The organism is Yersinia pekkanenii, assembly GCF_001152565.1.
Classification (GTDB): Bacteria; Pseudomonadota; Gammaproteobacteria; order Enterobacterales; family Enterobacteriaceae; genus Yersinia; species Yersinia pekkanenii.
Genome location: NZ_CQAZ01000059.1, coordinates 1 through 18319 on the forward strand (window position 1 = coordinate 1; position 18319 = coordinate 18319).

The window sequence follows — 18319 nt, forward strand, 5'->3', positions numbered from 1 at the left end:
GCGGAGCGTCATCTCGCTATTCTGGGAAGCGGCATTCTGTTACCGGACGGCGTAACCCCGATGAAGCCCGCGAGTGGTTGCCCGGCGGGCAATTACACACGGATTTGATGGCGTTATTGCATGTGTATCTGGGGTCGCGGTTGCATGTGCGTTTACAACTGTCGGTGTTACGCGCGCTATTGCCTGATGCGCAACTCTCCTGCCAGCCGAAAAGCACCGGTATTCTGTTAGGCAGAACCGCCGTAATGCGGACACCGCGCGTCGCATCAACCGCACCAGCCAACACTGAAATGATCACAATTAATCTGGGCCGCTATCAGCGTGTTCAGGAAAATCTTCACCGAAGGGAGACCGATGAACATGGCGATTATCGCTGGTAAGACACGCTTTTCATTACTGATGCTGGTCATGATATCCACCCTGAGCGGATGCGGACTGACCCAGAAAGTGAGTGATGGCACCGTTGCGGTAACAAAATCCATTTTTTATAAGCAGGTGAAAATACTGCATCTGGATATACAGGCGCGGGACGCGGTAAACAACAATGCGGCAGGTGCCCCATTGGCTACGGTAGTGCGCATCTATCAGCTACAGGATCGCAAAACGTTTGACGGTACCGATTATCCCTCATTATTTGCCGAGGACAGCCAGGCCATCAAAGCCGATCTGCTTGCTGAAAAAGATATCCGCATTCGCCCGGGGGCTGCGGTGTCCGTTGATATGCCGCTGGACGAAAAAGCGCAGTATGTGGCGGTTGCAGCTATGTTTCTGGCACCCGATATCGCTAACAACACTTGGCGAGTGGTGTTGAACCGTGACGACCTCGACCCCGATAAGGCTCGTCAGATTGAACTGAATAATCATGGGATGACACTTTTACCCTTGAAGGATAAGTAATATGCCCCAGCCTTCTCTCTATGAAATGCTGTTCGGCAACGTCGCGGGTGGCCTCGACCTCCATCAGGTGAGCGAAGCCAATCAAGGTGTTCTGTCGGTGCTCGACAATATGCAGCGCATTCTTAACTGCCGCGCCGGTACGCTTAGCCATCTGCCCGATTACGGCCTACCTGACATGAGTAAAATCCTGCAAGGGATGCCCGGCACGGCACATTCACTGCTGACCACGCTCTCTGCCACGCTGCTGAAATATGAGCCACGGCTGAAAAGTCTCAACGTGGTTCTGCTGCCACAATCCACGCCAGGACATCTGGAGTATGGGATTGATGCCGAGCTGAAAGAGTTCGGGTTGGTGCACTTTGGCACCGCGTTTATGCCGGAAGGGCGGGTGTTGATTCGCCACCTTAAACAACAACACTGCCTCAATCCGGGTGAGTCATATTGAGCGCTTGTGAATTTAGTATTTTTTAGTGCGTGTAAACATATTATTTTTTAATGGAACAGGTGGGAAGTCATTCTTTCGCCTGCGTTGTAATAAAAAAAGGTGTTTTTAAATGTTGAAAAAGAGTTTTTTATTGTCCTCTGTTTTATTTGTTTCGTTAAATGCTCACGCGGGTTTCTTTGGCGGTGATGACTTTAAATGTGGACGAGAAGATGCTGTGAAGGCATTGCAGGATTATATTAAGAGTGGAGCAGGGGGACAGTTGCAAAGTAATTATATTACAGATGCTGCACGTTTCTACGGCAAAGACCTTCAGGTATTTCAGGATAAACTCAACGGCATCAGTATTAACGCATCCAATGTATCAACTGCAGGTAATACGGGTAGTGAACTGAACTGTAAGGCAACAATTGCCGTTAATTTACCGGCCGAAACACTTGAAGTCGTGAAAGATAATCCGGTTTATCTGTCCCTGCTGGTGAGCAATGGCGGAACGCTTAATCAAGGCAGCATTGTATGGAATGACTATGCCTATAGTGTCAAACTAGCAGATAATAAAAAAGATATTTCTGTCAGTCGTGTCGAAAATATTATGAAAGCGTTATATCAAACGACGGTTCTCGCCGTAACGAAAGATGACATTATTAGTAGTAATTATAGTGCTAAATTGGATAATGCTAAAAGGGACTATATGGGCCAGGACGCTTATCTGAATGAGGTCTGGAAAAGATTGCCGGACGCGATCAGGTCATCCATGAAAAAAGAGCAGGTTGCTTGGGTGAATGAAAAAGCGCTTAAATGTGGAAAACTTTCTGATGCGGATTCAGCGGCAACACCTTTCCAGAATAGAATTAAAATCTACCAGTGTCAGACAAAAATGACTCAAGAGCGTATCGCCTTTCTCGGTGGGGACAGGGATTACGATTAATGACTGATTATTAATGGTCAATGTGCGCCCGAAAATGCGGGCGCACATCTCAGTTTCTTGCTCGATATTAATATGGGGTTAGTCCGGTGTTATATAGAGATAATCTAATAAAAAGAATATTAGGTGGTTTTAGCACGCAACTCGATCCGAGGGCGTCGTTTTAATGTTTTATCAGGGAAGACAAACTATGACATCTAATACCGAGCGGACGGTTAAAACCGGCGGTGACCCCCGCCATCTTGCTGAATTTAGTGCCTTACGTGACGAAATCGGCAAATTACATCATCCCGCCCGCCCGGATGTTGATTGGGGGCGGGTAGAGCAACTGTGTCTGGCATTGTTTCGCCAGAATGGGGTTGAATTGCAGACCACGGTTGATTTTACGCTGGCACGAACGCACATTGCCGGTCTTGCCGGGTTGTGTGAAGGGCTGGAGCTGCTGGCGGGGTTACTCTCCCATCAGTGGAGCACATTGTGGCCCCCACAAACGCATGCCCGGGTGGCGTTATTGGCCTGGTTGAGTGACCGGTTGCAGCAAGTTTGGCGTACTATGGCGCTGTGCTACGGTGACCTGGCTATGGTGTATCGGGCAGAGCGTGCGTTGGAACAACTGTGCACGCAGTTGCAAACGTTGGAACTTAAGCATCTGAGTAAACTGGACGGTGTTCGCCTGATGTTGCATAACGCCGCATTGCGGCTGGAAAGTGCCGAGGCCGCTACCGATACGCCAGACCGATTAAGTGTTCCGCTGCGGCACACCGCTATCTCTGAACCCCAGCCACAACCGGCATTCTCGTCGGCTGCGGTCAGTGAACCACTGGTTTATCTTGTCAACGAACCTGCCCCAACGCGTGTTCAGGTTGAATTGTCGCCGCCTTCGCCCCCTCCACCTCGTTGGAAGGCTGGCCACGGTTTTATCGCCGGGTTATCACTGATGGCCGTGCTGATGACAGGGAGTTTCTTTATCTGGCAGTCGCTGTCATCTAATCCATTGCGCGAGGCATTGCTAACCAGTGTCGCGCCATTACCTGCGCCACTGGCAGCCAAATCAATCGATGAACTGAGAAAACAGACCTCAGACGCCGGGTTGGGGCGTCTGGCTGAGCCCGTGTTGCAAGCCAGTGGCACACAGCTGGAACAACTGACACAGTTACCACCCTTATGGGCGCAGGCTCAGGGGGATGCCTTACTCTCTCAGGCGCAGCAACTGTGGCCCGCCAGTCAAGAGGTCAAACGACTGAATGCGTTGTGGCAGCAACAGCGAGAAGCTGGGGCGGCCCCGCTGGCGGAGTTAAAACACTATGCCTTGGCACAAGAGCGTTTGCGGCAACTGGCAGACCGACTGAATGGATTGGATGAAAAGAAGGGGCGTTATATGACGGTATCGGAGCTTAAATCGGTAGTTTTTGCGATTCAGCAACCACTGACACAGGCATTACCGCTGGAAGAGTTGTTGCGTCAGTATCAGGTACAGTCCGAGTCAGGGCAAACCCCGTCTTCGGCACTGCGCCAACAGATTGACAGCAGGTTTACTCAACTGCTGAACCGGTATGCGTTACTCACGTTGCCCGAAATGACATCACCGTAGGTATGATGCGCGACTGACCATATCACGCAGTCAAAAATAAAGGGTTTATTGCCTGTGCCGGGAAAGGTTGACCAAGGTATTGCATCAGGAAGCTGCGATGAGTGAAGAATACAGAAACCACCGTACCGTGTGGACCGTGGGCGAATTGACGTTTGTGGAAGCACACTATGGGAAGATACCAGTCGCTGAGATAGCGGCTCACTTGGGCCGTACTGTGACCGCAATAAGATTGGCAGCCCAGGAGTTAGGGCTTTGTAAGGTGCAGGCGGATTCTTGGACTGAAGAGGAAAAAGAGGTTATCCGGACACATTATGCCGATGGCGAGGGGATAACTTTTGTCGGTCAGTTATTACCGGGCAGAACACGGAAAACCATTTTTGCTATGGCAAAAAAAATGGGGGTCAAAAGTCTCCGAAACTGGCAGAAAAATGAAGTCCGTATTTTGACGCAGTTTTACCCCAAAATAGGCACTAAAGTGGTTCAAAAACTGCCTCGCAGAAGTGCTGAGTCGATCAAAATCAAGGCAAGCCAACTGGGTCTGAAATACACGAAACTCAAGGTTCGTGAGACACCTGTGCAGCGCTGGACTGATGACGAGTGGCGCTTGTTGGAGAAGAACCTGCACTTGTTCCCCTCCGAGATGACGGTATTGTTTCCAAATCGTACAAAATTAGCGATTGAAAAAGCGAAAGAAAGATTAAGGTACCGCCAACTCATGCAGAAGATGTAATGGCCTAATCATCCCAGACACTTTGTTAGAGATATAACGAGCAACACTAACGAGGTGAGAACGCGAAGAAAAACGTTTACCCATGAGTTCAAACAGGAATGTGTCAATCTGATTATTCAGCACAATCTATAGTCTATAGACCTTCTTTAACATCTCGTCATATTAAGCGTAGAGCCATTGATATGACGATAACAGGTATGACAGGAAATTCAATTGTAAAGGCCATGGGAATAGCATCATAGTTAGAACTAATACTGAATTGAATGCTGTTGGGGCATCATATGGCGTTCATAAACTTATCTCTGATCCACCTCATTGGTCTGATGATGGCAGGTAACCTCTAAGGTAATATATGATTAAAAGCATTTTCTTTACATTAGCAATAGTCTATTCCTCCACTATTCTCGCGAAAGTTTCTCCTGCGGTAGTAGCTATCGGTATTGTTTCCCTCAGTCCTGAGGATATTTCTCTTTCGACGACAAAAAATTCCTTAAGTGATGATAACGTATTGATGTGTTTCGATACACCCGATCAAAAAAGAAAGTGTTCTTCACTTCCGGGAAGTAAATTCGTTGAGGTTATCACTAATGATAGTGTTACTGATGTATCCTCTGAAAAAGAGATTCATACATTTAGGTATATAATGAATAAAAGCGATAATACAGATGCAGTCTATGGTATTGCTGTTATTTACTCATCAAAACAAAAAGTAGATTATAAAATGACCTTAAATACTTATCCTTCCGAATTGTCGATATTATTGGATGACAAAAAAATGAATTTTAATCTTTGTACCAGTGTAGAAGGTGTACATGTTTATGCGCCTCAATATAAAAATAGCATGCATATTTATTTGAGCTTAGGCTACGAGGTTTCTCCGACATGCTCTAATGATGTATATCAATAATGTTCAATATTTCAAGGGATACTATTTTCTTTACTGCAGTCTGTTTTGCTGTACTTAGTAATACATCGTTTGCCTCAGCAACTTCTGATATAAAATCAGGTAAGTATGTTTATACTCAGCAAGGTGAAGAGCTTATCGATGGAAAAAAATCCAGTATCACATGGACTTTTTATCTTAATGGGGATGAAACAAGTACACTTAATATTTCATCGTGGCATGCACCTTTTACTTGTGATGGAAAATATAAAATCACTAAAACCAATGATGAATTGAAATTGATTTGGTTAGAAGACGAAAATAAAGGTATTGAATGTGATGCATTACCACCTCAGTTTTTTATAAAGAAGTCATCAAATAATTTATTTTTAATTAAAAGTGAGTTGTTTCCATGGGGAGGGAGAGAGTGGAAAAACCTTAAGAAAATAAATTAATGCTACTTTTTTATTACAAAAAATTAGAAATAAATCGTAAGCTTTCAAATATCATACTAAATGAGCTAAGCCTCAATGGGGATGCTATTACTACTGGAGAGTATTCAAACAACTTGGGCAAGTATTCAACAGTTTCTGTTGTTATGCAAATAGTTAATGGTGGGCAGAATGGATATGCCGATAGACTTAAGATATATAATAAAGTAGCCCCTATTCTTGGCCTTAATTCAGAGTTGGAGTGATTATTTATGATTAAGAATTTTTTATTGCTGTTTTTTTTAAGCATAATATTGCCATGTCAGGCAGCTATCAATGTTGTTCAAGGACCATTTCCTCTAGATAAAAATAATAATTTAACTGTCTCTTTTATCAAAGAGAAAGATGAGTCTATTTCATTTATTACACAGAGTGGATTAAAAACAGACTCCATTGATAGCTATCAGGTGTATGATGGCGTACCTGAGATTGAGACGGTTTTTTTTACAAAAATCGATAATATTAATAATGTAATTGTTCTTGTGTCTTGGGATGAAGATAATGTAAATGCGAAACATTATAAAACTTTTGCATATAAATACTACAATGAAAGGGTTTCAGTAAACAAAAAAATATTAAATGATGGGAATCTATCTGGTTATGATGGATACAATTTATCAGGACTTACTTTTAACTATAAAAATGCAAAGTCTATAAAAAAATATCTCAATGAAAATTATTAAATTACTATTAGTTTTGTCATTAATTCTAACTTAATTTGTTGCAAATACTAAAGTAGATAATTTTGCTTCAGCTCTTCCTTTATCGACTAATAACATCAACGATATGGAAGCATTATGTAGTTTCTGAACGCATCGATCCGCAAGGGCAAGATGTGGCGAAATATTCAGTAAATGAGGTTTTTAAAGGAAAAGAAATTGTCATTGATAATAAAGATGTAACTGTAGATGGTGTATGTAAGTATGAGTGCTACAAAGAAGAAATGCCCCCTCGGCAGTCAAAAATAGTTGGGTTATATAAGACATTCTTATCTGGCTATAATGTTAAACTAAAAAATAAGTTAGGCTTGATTATTCCGATTAACCCTTTGGTTGAATGCGCTTACCCATTTTCATACTTTATTTAAATTAACAATTTATTGGTTTTTTTTCTTAAAAATAGAGCGATTATTTGGGGGGGGATCTTTCATCCGAGACTATCATAAAACGTTTACAACTCACCCGCAGATTAAGATTACGCGGAAAAATAAGAAGACTGGAAAAGAATATATATCTTCCGCAGCAGGAGCCTATCAGGTGATGGGATACACTTGGGATGATCGTTCGATGGTTTTTTGGCGGAAAGAATATGGCATTACTGATTTTACACCTGAATCGCAAGATTTGCTTTGTGTGATAATCTTAAAAGAAAAAGTTCGAGACAATGCTTTAGATATGATTATTCATGGTAAAATTAAAGAGGCCATCGAGAATAGCTGTAGTTATGAATGGGCAAGTCTTCCTCCTGCACGACATAATCAGCCAATAAAGTCGCTTAGTGAATGTTTGAGGATTTATAGTGAATTCTTTAAGGAAGAGATGGAAGGAAAAACAGACTTACATATAAAAAATGGATTTTTAAATGGATTCTAAAATGAAAAAAAATTATAGTTATTTTGCTTTGTTTTATCCCTGTTTTAGCGTTTGCCAATGTTGAAAATATTGGTTATTGGTCAGTGAAATGCGGAGGGTTTGGTGGAAGTGTGGAAATATATTCATCCGATGAGGCGAAGATAAATATAAATGATAATAATCTATATATATCTGCACATTTAGTAGAAGATCCTGATGGAAAATCAAAAGTATTCTATCGTGATGTCATTGAATCAATGAATGACGTAATCAATTGGGCTGACATCTCTCAAAGTAAACCTATTGCTGAATTATCAACTAAAAATGGGATTTTACATGTGTCTTGGAAAGGTTTTTATGATACCAAGAAGAAAAGTTATGTTTGGAAAACAGAACCTGATTTTGTTGTTGCTTCTGATGGAAGAGGAGATATTAAAATGAAAAAATGTAATTTCCAATAAATAGTTGATTCACTAGGTACTGATGGGGAGTCCAGCTATCCAGGAGGCGGCACATGTTACTGACAGCGAAAGAAACCATGAAGTTTGATCAGGTAACTCGATTTGTTGATCATAATAACTGGAATGATCCAAAGGCGGAAATAATCTGTATATTAGCGACTCAGGATGAAACTCGGCCTTATTTTGTTCCAAAAAGTAATATGTCCGAACCTGACATATTTCAATGCCTCGATATTTCGATACAAGTAAATGTGTCGGAGGATTAAATGAGGAAATATCATAAGTTCTTATGATGGGATTGAATTGAATGAGTCAAATAATATGATTTCCTACTCTTTAAATGAGATGTCAATTATATTTAATTTAGCCAATGACAAGATAACATCTATTAAAATATTATTAATTTTCGAGCCACAATAATTCCGCGCATTTGATTAGTGATGTGATATTAGTTAGTGCTAATTCATTTATGGTGGTGATCTGGAACTATTAGTATTAGCTATAGTGTACATTGATTGGTGCATGCAATATATACCATGATGGGATTGTAAAATTATATTGCGATCTAAGATATAAACTATTCTGGATGGCCTCTGAGTATGAACTTAATAAATAAAACGGCTTTTGTGCTTTTATTGTTTCCATTTTTTTTACATGCTGCACTAACAGATTATTCAAAAATTGAATCCGACTGTCGGGAAGATAGCCCAGGCATAAATAACTCCATCGTGATGGGGTGTGCTGACTTGGTGTCTGATACTGCAAAAAAAGACATGAATATCGTTTATCAGAAAATATACAAAATAATCGAAGTGCGCGATCTTCCTTATGTGACTAAGAACTTCGAGACAGCACAAAAAAGTTGGCTAACTTTGCGAGAAAACTGGTGTGATGTTCAGGGTTTTATTATTGGCACACCGATGTACAGCATATGTCGAATGGACATGAATATTTCACGAGTGAACGAATTAAACGGTTTCTTGGAACAAATACAGAATTAATTACTGGCAGGTTCTTTTTTATTTTCGGCTTATTTTATAAAACTTAAACATTTTAGCCATTTTATTAGGTCCCCAATAATGCTCCAGATTATCCGTAAAGGCGATAAAACCACTCACGGCGGTTCAGTGATGACCGCTTCTGACACAATGAAATTCGGTGGGATTGGTGTTGCCCGTAAAGGCGATAAAGTTTCCTGCCCGATTCAAGGCCATGGCCCGACCACCATTGTTGAGGGTAATCCTGATTATTTAGATAACGGAATCCCTGTGGTATTTCAAGGATATAAGTGCGGGTGTGGTTGCACACTGGTCAGCTCTTTTACAGCAGCAAAGGTTAGTTGATTATGCCTGTCTGGCTGGATGCCATCCCTGAAAAGGCAACAAAAATAGCGCGTCCCAGTCCCCGTCGATGGTTGCTGTTCTTGGCGTTTGTCATGCTGGGAGGTGTTGCCCTGACTCTTTGGAGTTGGACTTCGGAGCGCACTGGTTTTGCCTTCTGGTTTACCGCGCTGGGACTTCCATTTTGTACGTGGGGGCTGATTTTCGGTTTGCGCCGGTTTGCCGCTCCGGTAATTTCTGCCGCCCCAGTTGCCAGTAGTAGTGCCGCGGCGGTTGCTGCTGCGGGTGAAAATCTGATCGGCACCATTGCCGGGGCTCCAGTACAATATGCCAGAATTGTAGCCTCTTTTTTTATTCCGGGGGGGAGCGTAGGTATGGCAACGGCTTCTGAATCGGATATAAAAGCATCCACAACATCTACAACAAGCCTGAACCCGTATCAGGATTTTGTTTATTGGCCGGATTAAGGAAACAGAATAATGGACTTTTTTGACAAATTTAAGCGGGCCGAATACGAATTTACCTACGGCGCAGAAGACGATCCTGAAAATCACAATGCATTACAGGTTGGGCTGGTAGCGTGGTTCTATCTGGATAAAAGTTATACTCAGGAAAATCGGGCACGAATAGCCGAAGCCTATCAGCTTTACCATAATGAATATGGTGAAAAGCTAAAATGGGGATACACCAACGATCCTTATAAAGACCAAGATTATGCCAGTATATCGGCCAAAGAATTTAAAGAAGTCATCGCCAATAGTTTTGGCGATGATCTTAATTTTATCTGGTCCAGTGACAAAGGATTTAGATATACAGCAAACTACAGTGTTGAATATCATTCTCCCGCTGGCTGGTATGAGTCAATCCACAAACGAGTCAGTTATTTTGGTTTTTATCTTCCAGTATCAGAGCTTAATGATAAGGAATATCTGGAAAAACTACTTGTTCAATTCTGTACCATTCTGCAACCCTTACACGGCCTAATGGGCTTGGGTATACAGCAGTGTTACGAAAGAGAACGATACCAACATCTCGAATATGAAATATGTCAGGAGTTTAATGGCATTGATGTCATCAACTCAAATACAGATAAGCATTCCAGAACAGGTATTCGTTCAGTCAACTGGCAGACATTCTTCAGTAATGACTGGCTGGAAAAACTGGGTGGGATGAGTTACTTGCGAGAAGCTTTGATAGAACCTGAAATTAAAATTACTCCCTACGATGGTGGGGTAATTATCCGGGCCGGTGAATGGCCTGAACTGGGCGGGGTAAATGACAATCCCTACCCACCATTGTATGTAAAGGTTAATAAGGTATTGAAGCCTATCAGAGCAGCAAAAATTGGCAGTCTGGGCTATGGTTCCATCGCTGGTGAAATTCGTTTTGATGCTAATTCAACAGCAAAGTGGTTGGCCCGGTTTGATGTAGAATTACCGTCTCTTGCCACCACACCTGCCGTCAAAGATCCGGTACGCATCACCCGTTGGACCGATGAAACAGCCCCCTATGCTGGACGCTGGGCATCTATTATTGACGGTACGACGCAGTATATTCAGATGCGTGAAGGACAGAAATTACCCGCATTTGAGGATGTTTATGGCAAAAAACATCAAGCCTGCTGGTCGCTACTGGAGAGGGATGATAAGGGTGATGTTTATTTCAATGCTGAGAAAGATTAATCAACGCTAGCTGAGGGGGAAATAATGAATATCAGCGCATATGACTTCATTATGAAAGAATTAACAACTCACACTGTGAGTACATGGAAATATATTCCCAGATTAATTAAAAAAAGGCAGTTAAATGTTATATATAACCCAAAGTATTTTATATAGATCGAATGCTACAACGGCATCTCACTTACTTAGTGAAATAAATGATTTTATCAGTTTGTTACCTTCGTGGGATGAAAAACCAAAGGAGTAGTTTATTGCTCATTCCTCAAAGATAATTGTGGCTCTTACTCATTCAGAAGTTACATCTGAGACCATAGAATATATCGATGACATTATCGCTAAAAAAATCATTAAGCATTGTCCTTGCTGGAGATAAAAAAGATGAAAGTCCAATTATCATTTGATTCAAAGATACGCCTGCAATTGCGGAGAATAGATACTCATTAACTTTGGCAGTTAGATTACCTCGAACACAATATAATAAGAAAGCTTTTCTGAGAATTTTAACAGGTATGCCTTTGCTTACGTTTTGGGAGTATCTTTATATACGTCTTGAAACGGAACGGTACAGAATGGAACAACACTCTGCATTTGAAGACCGCTTGCCTGCTGGTTGGATGCTATTTCTACTGGAATTCATTGAGTGCAGTGAGATACCGTCAGCGCCAGAAGTTGTTTATCTTGCAGAAAAATCAGGAACTATAATTATCACAAAAGAAGAATTTAACGGTAAGGATGTCGGGGGCATTATTTGTGCAAATAATGTTGAAATAGAACTCGCTGCAAATGGTCACTTGCCTAAATGGTTTGATTTGTAATTCCTTGCAATATCTGAAATAAATTCCTCCTGAATGAGTTTGAGAGTATATATGCTTTATAAAATACAGGCATTGATTTATAGAAAAAGCGAGTTAACTGCAATTAACCTCTTGAGGGAAATGTATCTTTTTATACAAAATTTACCTGCTTGGTCTGAGAAATCAAGTAAATGGCTGATCGCTAACCCCACAAGCAAGCTTATAGCAATTGAAAATAACATGATGACCCAAGATGCCATCGATTTTATCAATATAGCTATAAATTTAAACGAAGATATTAGTATTTTTCTAGCTGATGAGAATGAAGATGATAGTATCATTACCATCTACTATAAAAATACGCCAACAATTTCGAATGAAAGATATTTATTGTCGGTAACTATAAAACATTTATCCAACTATAATGATGTCGATAGTTTCATCTATATTTTTGATAAGATGATAAAGTATAATGGGTGGGCATTTAAATATATACTGTTAGATACGGAGCAGTATAGATTTAATCAACGCGAGGTTTTTGATGATAAATTACCAGTGGGCTGGATGTTATATTTACCAGTAAAAATCACACATGAGGATGCACCCTCAGCATATAAATTATTTGATGTCGACAATGACATTGGAACAATAATTGTATCGAAAGATGAATTTAATGGTAAAGATCAAACTGATATAGCTTGTGCAAATAATGTGGAAATGGAGTTGGCAGCTAATGGACTGTTGCCTTTGATTAAAGGGATGTAACTATTATACATATGAAATATGATAATTATTTTTCTGCTGAGGACTTAAATGACGTTGTGGTTACATAATGCGATAAGTGATTCAGCGAATTTTATACCAGTATTGTCAGAGCTTAGTAGTATAGATAGGCAGACGTTTCATCAGGTTATGGGATGATTGTTTTTTTTGACCATGCTAGTGGGTTATGAAATATCAGTATAAATAATAATATTAAATAATAATGAAAATTATTGTAATGATATGCATTAATTATTAAGTCGTATACATCTGCAATGATATGGTTTTTCGCGTCATAATTTTCCATTGAGTAGAGTTATTAGTTGGTTTTCTGAAGGAAATATTGGATGTCATGATGTTATTTTATCATCCTACTCATGCATTAGGTCTGGTCATCATTAATAAAAATTAGAACTGTTGGCTGCTTATGAATAAATAAACTACCAGACACGCATTTGTGGCACTTTTTATAATCCGGAAACGCAGCAGATACAGGAGTTTAAGTATTGTGGTGTTTCATTTGATGTCTGGAAAGACAAACTGTGTCAGTTCTGGGAGGCGAAAGCGAGGTATGATCAGTTTTTCAGGGCTGATGGTACAAAAAAAGAATGGTGGAAAGGTGATGGAAGTGCAATTAGTCAGGCATCACGCCATCAAGCTGTTGCGACGGTTAATCAACCTTTAAAAGTCGTTTGGGTTTTTATGCAGCCAGTGAGCTATCGATACTTTTCGAAAATGTTTAAAGACTTTAAAGACATAATTACAAGGTGGGTGCCATGATAAGAATATCAACAAATGCTTACTATGAAGATACTCTACGTCCTGACGTTGAGTTATGCCTTGATGAATTGTTTTATATTTCTGAATTGATAGATGTAATGTTGGGGACAAAAAAACGATGGTACGAAAAAGGATATTCAAGAAAGCAAGCGCTTGAGTATGTTGTATTTGACCATGACAAGGCTGAACCTAAGGTTGTTGAAAGATGGCGCAGTCAAATAAATAAAGATTACCCGTTAATAATAGAAGGTGTATGGGATGGTGAAACTGACAGCAAAGTTTGTTCAATAAACTATATAAAAAAGCATGTCGAAAATATAAAAAAAACAACTTTGGATGTTAGTATTACCTGTAACGAAACAGATGTGAATGTAGAAAAAGTCATTGATTTTTTAACTTTCCTTGTTTCTAATAAAGGACATGTGTATGCATCAATAAATACTAATGGCTATTGGAATAATAGTGAAAATGTATTCCCTGATCGAATTTGTGTAGGGTGGATGATTTATATTCCAGCGATATTATTACCAGAGTTAATTCCTGAGGCGGCTAGAATAGTACCTGTGATGGCTGCTGAAAAGCAAAAAGGAACTATTGTTGTCTCAACTATAGATATCTTTGATGGACGAAATAAAGAACACATAAGCAAAGCTAATGACCTAGAAATAAAACTTCTGGATCTTGGTTGGTTGCCGCTAATGACAGAGCTTTAACTCTTTCCACTGTGTGAGTTGAAAACCCATTGCCTGAATGATGGATCCGGTGGTAACGGCCGGATAAGGGGGAATGATGGAATTACAGGATTTTGAATTGAACTACATCGATAAATGGCTGCCTGAAGCCTCCGTGAAGTACAAAGACGGCAGTCCGGCGGTCAATCTCGGTCTGATTATTACCGTGTTTTTTAAAGACGGCCATACCGCATACGTGCGCCAGAAAATGGTAGAGTGTGTGGACCGCTTCTATGCGGAATTTAAGCCTCATTTAAAAAAACACGTTACTCATAATTGGGTGGGCATTACTGAAAATAATTATAAAAAATATCGGCAGGAAATACTTGATTCAAGTCCCGAAGAGATTGTTGACTGGTATTTAACCAGTGCGGAAAAAGACTTTCTTGCCCCAGATTACGATATTACTTTATTAGGGCAACGTGTTTTTCATAACGATAATGATCGTTCCGTTGTTAAATTGATTTTTCCCATTTCTTATTTGAAAGAACCTGACGGTAAAAAACGCTACCAGAACTGGTTACTGTGGTTATGTGATACCTTTTCGGTAGAAAGTGGCTATGCGGGGTTATCTTTTATTCTCCCAAGAGAATTTCACCGCATGTTCCCCCAAGAATACTCACTCGCACAGCGTTTTTCTGGTGTCATGGTAGATTCCATCGGTACGCTTGAAGGTGGTGGAGCCGTCATTGGCCTGAAAGGTGCGTGTTGGTATACCATTCTCGGTACACCGTGGCTGGACAAGCTGGGGGGGGCGGAAAAATTGAAACACCGTTTAGCTCAAACGCCTGAAATCAGCCTATTGCACTACAACAATGGTGTCGTACTTAAAGCCGGTGAACTCCCCCCCCCATTGGGAGACATCAAAGCAGGATGCTTGCCGCCGTTGTTAGTCAAAGTTAATCAGCTTATTAAACCTGTGCGATTTAATGAATCAAGATCCCTGCATTTTTACTCGGAATATGAGGGATTTCAGTTCGACAAAGAATCGACAATGAGATGGTACAGGCGCTTTGACGAAGCCAGCGCCCTGCTGGATAAAGACGAAATAGGGAAATCGGACGACCCTGTTCGCATCACTTGCTGGACCGACGAAACAGCGCCTTATGCCGGGCAGTGGGCATCGATTGTTAACGGTGCAACCGAGTATATTCAAACCCGCGAAGGGCAAAAAATGCCAATGTTTGTCGATAAAAACGGCAATAAGCACCATGCACGTTGGTCATTGCTCAAGCGGGATGACCAAGGCAGTGTTTATGTTATTCCAACTGACAACACACTAGAATAATGAATAAAGCAGCGATAATACATCATGCCCAATAATAGTGTAGTAACTGGATATATTTTCATTTTAGCAGCTAGAAAAATATGGGATATGGAATAAATAAAATCTTTGTGTTCAAGGTCATCATAGCATTAATGGCGTGATTTGTTGTTTTCTCCATCCATCAACTAGGTCATGAATGGTATATGGGCCATTTTAACCCCAGAGCAGGGGAGTGACGTTAGGTTTTGTTATGTTTTATATGAATTTTATAGTAATGCCTGCTGTGTTTATTTCCCCATTTCTGAAAGCAAGGTTTTCATTAGTAATGATAGTGTCGGTATTTGTAATTATGTTTACCACATGGTACAGCACAAATCCTCTCAGAGTAACATTGATGTTCCTATCTGGTTTTATGGGGTATTTATTTGTGATCCTAGGTATTACTATTGTAAATAAAATTCACAACAAGAAAATAATAGTTAGAAACATTGAGTCACATTAAGTAGAAGGGATGCCGAGTATGGGCTTAGTTAAATATAGCATCTGCAACTAAAAACAAAATTATTTCAAATCTAGCATTTTGTAGCTGCAATAATTTTTGTGATTACTGTTATGGCTTAGATTCGGCCTTGTACAATAGTACTCTAGATATTATCTTTCACAAGATTGTAGGGTGATATTCTTTTTTCTATTTCATTGATTGCTAATCCTATTTAGCCTGTAAAGTTGCTTGCAATACTCATAATTGGTTTGTTTTTTTTGAATGGTAGGCTATTTACTTATTGGTGATGACACTCATTACGCCATGTTAGGGTTATCTCTATAGGGATAATTGTAATGATTAGATATATTTTTGTGATTGGCTCTTTATCCTTTTTTATATGAAGCTAAATTATATCAGGTGAAGTTTACTACTTAAATTTTCTTATTTTGAGTTTTATGATGAAGTGTTCTTTCTTAAAAATAATGATAGTGATGAATTACTTTCTATAAGTTTAGTTAGTTACTATCTTGTTGTACTGATAATGATTAACGTAACATATTTTCAGTCAGGTAAATATATGGACCAAAACTCCCCCTCTTTGTATGAAACCCTCACCGGTAATTTCACCGGTGATTTGCCACTCGACGTCGTGAGTGAAGAAGAACAGGTCATATTGTCGGTGCTGGATAATATCCAACGGATCCTGAACTCCCGGACCGAAACAAATTCTCATTTACCTGATTTTGGGTTTCCTGATATGACCAAAATATTACAGGGCATGCCGGGGACAGCTAATCAGTTAATAGATACTCTCTCCGCTACACTGCTGAAATACGAACCGCGCCTGAAAAGTCTCAACGTGGTTCTGCTGCCACAATCCACGCCAGGACATCTGGAGTATGGGATTGATGCCGAGCTGAAAGAGTTCGGGTTGGTGCACTTTGGCACCGCGTTTATCCAACAGGTATGTCGCTGTTTATCGCTCACGCGCAGCGTGTTTTATGCCCAGAGCCACCGGCCGATGTTCAAACCGGATATTCTTATGTTGCACGTGATAGTTAAGCATGTTCATGCTGAAATTGATGCTACATATGGCAGTCGGCGCATGTGCATTGAGTTACGGGAACAGAGCTTTAACATTGGTAGATACCTACCGTGGCGGAAAGCCTTCAGTCGCTTGCGTTATCCCATCTATATTATTGTTCAGTGTGTCCGCTGGTATTTGGCTTACTCACTGAGTTTACGCAATCTGGAAAAGTGCGGTATTGTCGTTGACCATTACACGCTGCATCGTTGAGTTATCTGTCTGGTACCGCTGCTGGATAAGGTTTTTCGCCGACACAAGCGCATAGTAGGTCGTCGGTGGCGAATGGATGAAACCTACATCAACATCAAAGGCCAGTGGAAATATCTGTACCGCGCGGTGGATACTGCAGGTCAAACCGTCGACTTCCTGCTGACCGCCAGGCGAGACGCCGCCGCTGCGCTGCGTTTCTTTCGCAAGGCCATTCGTCATCATGGCGAACCGGAGGTGGTCACTATCGATAAAAGTGGCGCCAACACGGGGGCCCTGACCATACTCAACGCCAACAAACCAGAAGAAGAAAGGATGACCATCAGGCAGAGCAAGTACCTGAACAATCTGGTTGAGCAAGATCACCGGAATATCAAACGTCGAATACGGCCGATGCTGGGCTTCAGCTCATTTCGACGGGCACAGAGACTGTTAGCAGGCATCGAGTTGGTACAGATGATACGTAAAGGGCAATATCAGCATTACGCCGGAGCGCATTTATCCCCGGCGGAACAATTTTATTTGTTGGCTACTTAAATAACCGGCAGCACAACGTTTACTGACTTGCCCATGCTAATGCGACAGAACCCTCAAGACAGCGGTTAATACCTCGGAGACTCCAATTTCACAAAATCAAACGGACTAACCCCCTTCTCCCGATTCGCATCCAGATAATCTGCCCACCACTGAATCATCAATCTGCGTTCATCCAAAAACTCGGCTTTGTGAATGTACGCTGCCCGAACGCCATTACGCTCTTGGTGGCTAATTTGCTGCTCCATCGCATCCCATGACCATGAACTAGACTCAATCAATGTGATATAGACCATCAGTCGCAAACCTCAGTTTGGGAGTCAAACTCAATGAAACGTAATAGTGTTTCACTCACCAAGCGACGTTTATGGCAGATAATGACAAAAAATAAATAAAGGCAGAATCCAGTAACGCCAGTATCATTACTGACGTTGCTGGATTTATGAGACAGGTTACTATGCAGCGGATGGCTTTGGTATGACTCCTCTGTGTTCCAGAGAGTCGATATAATCGGCATACCACTGCATCATCTCCCGCCGTTGCTCCAGATACAAAGCATGGTTATAGGTTCCCCGGATACTGTTTTTATCCGCATGTGCGAGCTGGAGTTCAATCTAGGCTGAGTTATAGCTCTGTTCATGCAAAATGGTACTCATGGTG

21 protein-coding genes and 5 pseudogenes are annotated in these 18319 nt (G+C 41.1%); 24 read left to right on the plus strand and 2 right to left on the minus strand.

Annotated features, from left to right (window positions below; translation table 11 throughout):
• From AEP37_RS20285 to AEP37_RS20405, 24 genes and pseudogenes are all read left to right on the plus strand, one after another.
• On the plus strand, positions 1 to 380 hold a 380-nt coding region (locus AEP37_RS20285; protein WP_049615062.1), incomplete at its 5' end, for a type VI secretion system baseplate subunit TssG.
• Entirely contained in the window at positions 361 to 897 is a 537-nt protein-coding gene (gene tssJ / locus AEP37_RS20290) for a type VI secretion system lipoprotein TssJ (protein WP_280512719.1), read from the plus strand. The genes AEP37_RS20285 and tssJ, both read left to right, overlap by 20 nt.
• Position 898: 1 nt before the next feature.
• A complete protein-coding gene (tssE, locus tag AEP37_RS20295; RefSeq protein ID WP_049615064.1) occupies positions 899 to 1342 on the plus strand; it encodes a type VI secretion system baseplate subunit TssE in 444 nt (147 codons plus the stop codon).
• A gap of 109 nt (positions 1343 to 1451) precedes the next feature.
• Positions 1452 to 2267: a lysozyme inhibitor LprI family protein gene (locus AEP37_RS20300; RefSeq protein WP_049615065.1), complete on the plus strand. Its 816-nt coding sequence runs from the start codon at positions 1452 to 1454 to the stop codon at positions 2265 to 2267.
• Between the two features lie 187 nt (positions 2268 to 2454).
• Positions 2455 to 3855 (plus strand): VasL domain-containing protein, encoded by a 1401-nt coding sequence (locus tag AEP37_RS20305; protein ID WP_049615066.1) that lies wholly within the window; start codon positions 2455 to 2457, stop codon positions 3853 to 3855.
• A gap of 97 nt (positions 3856 to 3952) precedes the next feature.
• Positions 3953 to 4585 (plus strand): hypothetical protein, encoded by a 633-nt coding sequence (locus tag AEP37_RS20310; protein WP_042592764.1) that lies wholly within the window; start codon positions 3953 to 3955, stop codon positions 4583 to 4585.
• A gap of 352 nt (positions 4586 to 4937) precedes the next feature.
• Positions 4938 to 5492 (plus strand): hypothetical protein, encoded by a 555-nt coding sequence (locus AEP37_RS26260; protein WP_126286928.1) that lies wholly within the window; start codon positions 4938 to 4940, stop codon positions 5490 to 5492.
• On the plus strand, positions 5492 to 5923 hold the full coding sequence (locus tag AEP37_RS20320; protein ID WP_042592766.1) for a hypothetical protein: 432 nt from the start codon (positions 5492 to 5494) through the stop codon (positions 5921 to 5923). The genes AEP37_RS26260 and AEP37_RS20320 overlap by 1 nt, the downstream gene beginning before the upstream one ends.
• A complete protein-coding gene (locus AEP37_RS20325; protein WP_042592767.1) occupies positions 5923 to 6165 on the plus strand; it encodes a hypothetical protein in 243 nt (80 codons plus the stop codon). The genes AEP37_RS20320 and AEP37_RS20325 overlap by 1 nt, the downstream gene beginning before the upstream one ends.
• A 6-nt stretch (positions 6166 to 6171) precedes the next feature.
• Positions 6172 to 6642, plus strand: coding sequence for a hypothetical protein (locus tag AEP37_RS20330; RefSeq protein WP_049615067.1), 471 nt, complete (start codon positions 6172 to 6174; stop codon positions 6640 to 6642).
• A gap of 152 nt (positions 6643 to 6794) precedes the next feature.
• Positions 6795 to 7046 carry a hypothetical protein gene (locus AEP37_RS26265; RefSeq protein WP_049615068.1) on the plus strand — a complete coding sequence of 84 codons (252 nt, stop codon included), beginning with the start codon at positions 6795 to 6797 and terminating at the stop codon, positions 7044 to 7046.
• A gap of 169 nt (positions 7047 to 7215) precedes the next feature.
• Positions 7216 to 7551, plus strand: coding sequence for a lysozyme family protein (locus AEP37_RS20340; RefSeq protein WP_196299438.1), 336 nt, complete (start codon positions 7216 to 7218; stop codon positions 7549 to 7551).
• Between the two features lie 23 nt (positions 7552 to 7574).
• On the plus strand, positions 7575 to 7991 hold the full coding sequence (locus AEP37_RS20345; RefSeq protein ID WP_042592768.1) for a hypothetical protein: 417 nt from the start codon (positions 7575 to 7577) through the stop codon (positions 7989 to 7991).
• A 599-nt stretch (positions 7992 to 8590) separates the two neighbouring features.
• On the plus strand, positions 8591 to 8992 hold the full coding sequence (locus AEP37_RS20355) for a lysozyme inhibitor LprI family protein (RefSeq protein ID WP_042592770.1): 402 nt from the start codon (positions 8591 to 8593) through the stop codon (positions 8990 to 8992).
• Positions 8993 to 9070: 78 nt separating this feature from the next.
• Positions 9071 to 9334 carry a PAAR domain-containing protein gene (locus AEP37_RS20360; RefSeq protein ID WP_042592771.1) on the plus strand — a complete coding sequence of 88 codons (264 nt, stop codon included), beginning with the start codon at positions 9071 to 9073 and terminating at the stop codon, positions 9332 to 9334.
• Between the two features lie 2 nt (positions 9335 to 9336).
• Positions 9337 to 9555 (plus strand): annotated as a pseudogene (locus AEP37_RS25265) (hypothetical protein); the annotation flags it as partial.
• A 255-nt stretch (positions 9556 to 9810) separates the two neighbouring features.
• Positions 9811 to 11013 carry a type VI immunity family protein gene (locus tag AEP37_RS20370; protein WP_042592773.1) on the plus strand — a complete coding sequence of 401 codons (1203 nt, stop codon included), beginning with the start codon at positions 9811 to 9813 and terminating at the stop codon, positions 11011 to 11013.
• 569 nt (positions 11014 to 11582) lie between these two features.
• The gene (locus tag AEP37_RS20375; protein ID WP_049615071.1) at positions 11583 to 11828 is read left to right on the plus strand and encodes an Imm52 family immunity protein; all 246 of its coding nucleotides are present in this window, start codon (positions 11583 to 11585) and stop codon (positions 11826 to 11828) included.
• A 51-nt stretch (positions 11829 to 11879) separates the two neighbouring features.
• Positions 11880 to 12572 carry an Imm52 family immunity protein gene (locus AEP37_RS20380; protein WP_049615072.1) on the plus strand — a complete coding sequence of 231 codons (693 nt, stop codon included), beginning with the start codon at positions 11880 to 11882 and terminating at the stop codon, positions 12570 to 12572.
• Between the two features lie 486 nt (positions 12573 to 13058).
• A complete protein-coding gene (locus AEP37_RS25270; protein ID WP_230675942.1) occupies positions 13059 to 13349 on the plus strand; it encodes a Tox-REase-5 domain-containing protein in 291 nt (96 codons plus the stop codon).
• Positions 13346 to 14062 (plus strand): Imm52 family immunity protein, encoded by a 717-nt coding sequence (locus AEP37_RS20385; RefSeq protein ID WP_042592774.1) that lies wholly within the window; start codon positions 13346 to 13348, stop codon positions 14060 to 14062. Before AEP37_RS25270 ends, AEP37_RS20385 begins: the two co-directional genes overlap by 4 nt.
• Positions 14063 to 14138: 76 nt before the next feature.
• Positions 14139 to 15368: a DUF3396 domain-containing protein gene (locus tag AEP37_RS20390; protein ID WP_049615073.1), complete on the plus strand. Its 1230-nt coding sequence runs from the start codon at positions 14139 to 14141 to the stop codon at positions 15366 to 15368.
• Positions 15369 to 16408: 1040 nt separating this feature from the next.
• Positions 16409 to 16795, plus strand: a pseudogene (gene tssE, locus AEP37_RS20400) (type VI secretion system baseplate subunit TssE); the annotation flags it as partial.
• Positions 16796 to 16936: 141 nt separating this feature from the next.
• Positions 16937 to 17662, plus strand: a pseudogene (locus AEP37_RS20405) (IS6 family transposase).
• Positions 17663 to 17727: 65 nt separating this feature from the next.
• Here the strand turns inward: AEP37_RS20405 and AEP37_RS20410 are convergent.
• Both AEP37_RS20410 and AEP37_RS25275 read right to left on the minus strand, forming a co-directional pair.
• Positions 17728 to 17967 (minus strand): annotated as a pseudogene (locus tag AEP37_RS20410) (hypothetical protein); the annotation flags it as partial.
• Between the two features lie 147 nt (positions 17968 to 18114).
• Positions 18115 to 18319 (minus strand): annotated as a pseudogene (locus AEP37_RS25275) (tyrosine-type recombinase/integrase); the annotation flags it as partial.

Excerpts from the sequence above, each read along its gene's own strand:
- AEP37_RS26260 (WP_126286928.1), top strand. The coding sequence starts at position 4,938 with ATGATTAAAAGCATTTTCTTTACATTAGCAATAGTCTATTCCTCCACT.
- AEP37_RS20380 (WP_049615072.1), top strand. The coding sequence starts at position 11,880 with ATGCTTTATAAAATACAGGCATTGATTTATAGAAAAAGCGAGTTAACT.
- AEP37_RS20390 (WP_049615073.1), top strand. The coding sequence starts at position 14,139 with ATGGAATTACAGGATTTTGAATTGAACTACATCGATAAATGGCTGCCT.
- AEP37_RS20325 (WP_042592767.1), top strand. The coding sequence starts at position 5,923 with ATGCTACTTTTTTATTACAAAAAATTAGAAATAAATCGTAAGCTTTCA.
- AEP37_RS20375 (WP_049615071.1), top strand. The coding sequence starts at position 11,583 with ATGGAACAACACTCTGCATTTGAAGACCGCTTGCCTGCTGGTTGGATG.
- AEP37_RS20370 (WP_042592773.1), top strand. The coding sequence starts at position 9,811 with ATGGACTTTTTTGACAAATTTAAGCGGGCCGAATACGAATTTACCTAC.
- AEP37_RS20385 (WP_042592774.1), top strand. The coding sequence starts at position 13,346 with ATGATAAGAATATCAACAAATGCTTACTATGAAGATACTCTACGTCCT.
- AEP37_RS20320 (WP_042592766.1), top strand. The coding sequence starts at position 5,492 with ATGTTCAATATTTCAAGGGATACTATTTTCTTTACTGCAGTCTGTTTT.
- AEP37_RS20360 (WP_042592771.1), top strand. The coding sequence starts at position 9,071 with ATGCTCCAGATTATCCGTAAAGGCGATAAAACCACTCACGGCGGTTCA.
- AEP37_RS20355 (WP_042592770.1), top strand. The coding sequence starts at position 8,591 with ATGAACTTAATAAATAAAACGGCTTTTGTGCTTTTATTGTTTCCATTT.
- AEP37_RS20305 (WP_049615066.1), top strand. The coding sequence starts at position 2,455 with ATGACATCTAATACCGAGCGGACGGTTAAAACCGGCGGTGACCCCCGC.
- AEP37_RS20310 (WP_042592764.1), top strand. The coding sequence starts at position 3,953 with ATGAGTGAAGAATACAGAAACCACCGTACCGTGTGGACCGTGGGCGAA.
- tssE (WP_049615064.1), top strand. The coding sequence starts at position 899 with ATGCCCCAGCCTTCTCTCTATGAAATGCTGTTCGGCAACGTCGCGGGT.
- AEP37_RS20330 (WP_049615067.1), top strand. The coding sequence starts at position 6,172 with ATGATTAAGAATTTTTTATTGCTGTTTTTTTTAAGCATAATATTGCCA.
- tssJ (WP_280512719.1), top strand. The coding sequence starts at position 361 with ATGGCGATTATCGCTGGTAAGACACGCTTTTCATTACTGATGCTGGTC.
- AEP37_RS20300 (WP_049615065.1), top strand. The coding sequence starts at position 1,452 with ATGTTGAAAAAGAGTTTTTTATTGTCCTCTGTTTTATTTGTTTCGTTA.